This is a genomic window from Streptomyces europaeiscabiei, from assembly GCF_001550375.1.
Classification (GTDB): Bacteria; Actinomycetota; Actinomycetes; order Streptomycetales; family Streptomycetaceae; genus Streptomyces; species Streptomyces europaeiscabiei.
The window spans coordinates 1-3,998 of record NZ_LRTR01000504.1 but is presented as its reverse complement, the minus strand read 5'-3'; the positions used below and the strand labels follow the sequence as shown (position 1 = coordinate 3,998).

Below are 3,998 nucleotides of genomic sequence, written 5' to 3'. Positions count from 1 at the left end.
GCAGCGCGGCCTTGCCGCCGGGTCCGGCACACCCGTCGAGCCACGCCTTGTCGGGCCCCTCCACCGGGGCGCCCGCGAGGGCGAGCGCCACGAGCTGGCTGCCCTCGTCCTGCACACCCGCGCGGCCTTCCCGCACGGCGTCCACTGCACCCGGCTCCCCGCCTTCGGAGAGCCGCACGGCGTACGGCGACCAGCGCCCCGCCACCGCGGCCTCCTCGCGGAGCAGCTCCTCGGTGGTGGCCCGACCGGGCCGGGCCACAAGGGTGACCTCGGGCCGCTCGTTGTCGGCCTCCAGCAGGTCCTCGATCCCGGCGCGCCCGCCGCCGAGGGAGTCCCAGAGCGCGGAGACGACCCAGCGGGGATGCGAGTGCACGACGGCGAGGTGATCCTCCGGATCGTCGTCGTAGGGCGGTGCGACCCGCTCCAGCCACCCGTCGAGGTCATGCTGCGCGATCTTGCGCAGCACGGCGTTCACGAACTTGGCCCGCCCGTCCCCGAGGACGACCCGCGCGAGATCGACGGAGGCGGACACGGCGGCATGGGTGGGAATCCGCGTCCCCAGCAGTTGGTGCGCGCCGAGGCTCAGCACATCGAGCACCGGCGGGTCGACCTCGCGCAACGGCCGGTCCACACACTCCGCGATGACCGCGTCGTAGGTCCCCTGCCGTCGCAGCGTCCCGTACACCAGCTCGGTCGCGAGAGCCGCGTCCCGCGCGTCGAACTTGTCGGGTCCCTCCTTCTCCCGCGCCCGGCGCAGCAGCGGCGGCAGAACCAGGTTCGCGTACGCGTCCCTTTCGTCCACGGCCCTGAGCGCCTCGAAGGCGAGCATGCGGACGGGGTCCTTGTGGGGACGGCGGTACGGCTTGCCCGGCTTACGCGGACGACGGGACTGCTCACTCACGAAAAAGGTGCTCCGGATACGGGTCGAGATGCCACCCCCAGGGTACGCCGCGGGGACGAACCGCCTGGCGTCGGCCGCGTGGGCCTGCGGGCACGGTGGCGATGGGCTCTGCCGGGCGTCGGTCCCCGGCGGGTCTGCGACGGTCGCGCTCCGGCGATTCAGTCGCCGACGGACTCGCCGGAGTCGATCCGCACCCCGCGCGCCCAGTCGGCGGCCCGCATCGGCTTCTTGCCCTGCGCCTGCACCCAGAGCAGTTCCACGGCGTACGACCCGGTCCCGACGTACACGTTGTTCTTGCCGACGCCGAGCGCGCCCGGGGCGAGATCGGTCCGCTCGGGCACCGGCACGACGTGGACGAGCTTCAGCCGCTCGCCCCGGAACGTCGTCCAGGCGCCCGGCGCGGGCGTGCAGCCACGCACGACCCGGTCGACGCGCAGCGCGGGCGTGGCCCAGTCGACCCGCGCGTCCTCCACGGTGATCTTCGGCGCCAGGGTGATCCCGTCGACGGGCTGGGGCACGGCCTTCAGGGTCCCGTCCTCGATCCCGTCCATCGTGGCGGCGAGCAGCCCGGACCCCGCGAAGGCGAGCCGGGTCAGCAGATCACCGCTCGTGTCCGTCGGCCGGATCTCCTCGGTGACCGTCCCGTACACGGGTCCGGAGTCGAGCCCCTCCTCGATGAGGAAGGTGGACGCCCCGGTGATCTCGTCCCCCGCCATGACGGAGTGCTGCACGGGAGCGGCGCCCCGCCAGGCGGGCAGCAGGGAGAAGTGCAGGTTGACCCACCCCTGGGCGGGCACGTCGAGGGCGACCCGAGGCAGCAGGGCCCCGTACGCGACGACAGGACAGCAGTCGGGGGCGATCTCCCGGAGCCGGGCGAGGAACGCCTCGTCCCGGGGCCGGTGCGGCTTCAGCACCTCGATGCCCGCTTCCTCCGCACGCCGCGCCACAGGGCTCGCGACCAGTCGCCGCCCCCGCCCCGCAGGCGCGTCCGGCCGCGTCACGACCGCGGCCACCTCATGCCTCCCCGACGCGATCAGCGCGTCCAGCGCGGGAACAGCGACCTCTGGGGTACCAGCGAAGACAAGCTTCATGGATGACTGACGGCCTCTCGCACGGAAGTTCGTACGCCCCACACGCGACGACGCGGGACAACACCCCAGTCTATGTTCCACGCCCAACCACCGATCGACCGCGGCCGCCAAGGGCGATCGGCCCCACGGGAGACCCGTGTTCGTCAGCCGACCCGCACCGGCGGTGCGCGCGTGGGAGACCCCACAAAGCCCAACGACAGCAGGGGCGCACCCCCACCCACGCGCCCCACGCATATGCCCCCACGCCCCCACCCCGTTACCAGCGGAGCGAATTCGCGTTGGTCAAGAAAGAGTTGACCACTACGGGCCGCAATCGCGGCACTTCCCCTTTTCAACGCCGGTTCGAGAGGCTTGTTCATGGCCGACCACGCAACCCACGACGCCCAGGCTCGGGCCAGCCTGCACTTGCTGGTGCGGGACATCGAGCGGGTCCGCCGGCAGGTGGACGCACTGCGCACCCTCACCGCCCAGTTGGGCAACGTCTACCGCCCGCGCCGCTCCGGCCCCTCCACGGGCTTCGTCGTCTACGGACGCGCCCCCGCCCCGACCGTCCGCCTCGCCCAGGAGCTGCGGGACAGTGTCGAGACCCTGGTCACGGCCGCCGTGGACTTCGACCGCTCACTCGGTTTCTCGTGGGACGCGGTGGGCTCGGCCCTCGGGGTCACCAAGCAGGCCGTACACCGCCGTTACGGCGCCCGCCGCGCGGCCGCCCAGGCAGCGGCGGAAGCGGAGCGTACGGGAGATCCCCAGGGCAGCCGCCCCGTCAATGTCGGCTCCGGCATCCCCACGGTCCCCGCGGCCCGCTCGATGCCGGCTCCGATGCCCGCGCACATGCCGACCCAGCCGACAGCCGGCAGCCCCACTCTCCGAGAAGACGTCAGACCCACGGCCTTCCCCGGCCCGCGCAACGGCTGACCCGACCCCCTGCCCTGCCTCCCGGTGTCCCACCGGGAGGCAGTCGCACGCCCGGCCACCATCCGGCACGGCTCCTGTGGGCCACTCAGCCGATGTCCAGCGGATCCACCCGAAGCCGCACCCGCTCGCTCTCACTCACCCCACGCGCCATCCGCGCCGCCTGCGCACTCTTCAACGCGGCGGCCAGCGCCGCCCCACTCCCCGGCGGCACCCGGATCAGCGCCCGCTCCCACCGCTCCCCCGCCGACGGCGCCCCCGCCCGCCGCACCCTTCCCGCATCCGTCGTACCCGCAGCGGATCCGGTGCCGGTCCCGGAGGCCGGCACCGCCATGGGAACAGGCCCCAACACCTGGGCGTCCGAAGGCAGTTCGACCGCACCCAGGAAATCGACCACGGCCTGGGCGGTCCCGGACACGGCCGCCATCCGCGACACCGGCGGAAAACCCAGCTCGGCCCGCTCGGCCAGTTCCCGCACCGCGTGCCCCACCGGATCCCATCGCACGAGCGCCTGCACGGGCCGCAGGGTCGGCTCGGCGACCACGACGACCGTGCCGCCCACCCCCTGGTTCCGTACCAGCGCCGCGGCGCCGATCCACCGCCGCAGCGCCTCCTCCCCGGCCCGCAGATCGGGCCGCCCGAGCATGGCCCACCCGTCAAGCAGCAGGGCTGCCGCGTACCCGCCCTCGGCGACCGGCTCGGCACCCGGCGTGCTCACGACCAGTGCGGGCGTCCCCGGCACGGTGTCCAGCACATGCTCCCGCCCGGAGGTCCGCACGGGCACAGCGGGAAAGGCCCGCCCCAGTTCCTCCGCGGTCCGCCGCGCCCCCACGACCTGCGCCCGGAGCCGGTGGCCCCCGCACTCGGGGCAGTGCCAGCCGGCCTCCTCGCGCCCGCACCACCCGCACAACAGGGCCCCGGCGCCGTCCCGCGCCTCCAACGGCCCCGCACAGTGCCGGCACCGCGCGGGCTCCCGGCATCGCGCGCAGGCCATCCGCGGTACGTACCCCCGCCGAGGCACCTGCACGAGCACGGGTCCGTCCCTGAGGCCGTCCCGCGCGACCTGCCCGGCGAGGCTGGGCAGCCGCGCCGCC

3 protein-coding genes and 1 pseudogene are annotated in these 3,998 nt (G+C 74.3%); 1 reads left to right on the top strand and 3 read right to left on the bottom strand.

The window, feature by feature from the left end; translation table 11 throughout:
* A partial coding sequence (locus tag AWZ10_RS24320; RefSeq protein WP_279616640.1) for a transcription antitermination factor NusB occupies window positions 1-901 on the bottom strand: 901 nt, incomplete at its 3' end.
* Between the two features lie 158 nt (window positions 902-1,059).
* A complete protein-coding gene (gene fmt / locus AWZ10_RS24315) occupies window positions 1,060-1,992 on the bottom strand; it encodes a methionyl-tRNA formyltransferase (protein WP_060892032.1) in 933 nt (310 codons plus the stop codon).
* 357 nt (window positions 1,993-2,349) lie between these two features.
* Between fmt and AWZ10_RS24310 the strand changes: the two genes are divergently transcribed.
* Window positions 2,350-2,907, top strand: a complete 558-nt coding sequence (locus AWZ10_RS24310; RefSeq protein ID WP_037701392.1) for a hypothetical protein — start codon at window positions 2,350-2,352, stop codon at window positions 2,905-2,907.
* A gap of 85 nt (window positions 2,908-2,992) precedes the next feature.
* Here AWZ10_RS24310 and AWZ10_RS24305 read toward each other — a convergent pair.
* Window positions 2,993-3,998, bottom strand: a pseudogene (locus tag AWZ10_RS24305) (primosome assembly protein PriA); the annotation flags it as partial.